A 663-nucleotide genomic window follows, 5' to 3' on the forward strand; every position below is an offset into this window, starting at 1 on the left:
CATCTACCATTTGAGGGTGAACAGTGACGATCATTCCAGTCGCAGCATTCAACGCGCCCATCGTCAAGAACCCGAGCTGTGGAGKGCAGTCCACAACGACGACGTCGAAATCGTCCTCGACTTGGCTAATCGCGCCGGCGACACGACGGAAAAACAAGTCCTCCGGCCGGCCACGGTTCTGTAGCATGTAGCGCGGAGTTTGGTGCTCGAACTCCATGAGTTCGAGGTTTCCGGGGACAATGCTGATTCCAGTAAAGTAGGTCGACCGAACGATATCTTTCATCGTCACCCGCTGGTCGTCATATCGAATAGCGCCATACAGAGTCGCGTTCTCTGCCACATMKAATTCCGGCTGATAGCCGAACATAGCTGAGAGAGACGCCTGTGGATCGAGGTCAATCGCCAAAACTCGATACCCCTGCAAGGCGAGGCCTTGAGCAAGGTAGACCGACGTCGTCGTCTTTGCGGAACCGCCCTTGAAGTTGGCGACCGTGATAACTTGAAGCTTTTCACCGGCGCGCCGGCGCGGCCAAAATCTGCTCGCCTCTTTCGGTCTTGCTCCAGCTAGATATTGGCGTAGCTCGTTGATCTGTTCCAACGTGTAGGAGCGCCGCCCGGCGTTTCCAAGATCTGGCGACGGGCCGAGGCCATCGAGGGATAGCT

General features: G+C 56.5%; 1 protein-coding gene. It reads right to left on the reverse strand.

All coding sequences use genetic code 11. From position 1 onward, the window contains the following. On the reverse strand, window positions 1-663 hold a 663-nt coding region (locus tag QD357_RS32745; RefSeq protein ID WP_414126155.1), incomplete at both ends, for an AAA family ATPase.

This window comes from Rhizobium sp. BR 317 (genome assembly GCF_047445835.1).
Taxonomy (GTDB): Bacteria; Pseudomonadota; Alphaproteobacteria; order Rhizobiales; family Rhizobiaceae; genus Rhizobium; species Rhizobium paranaense.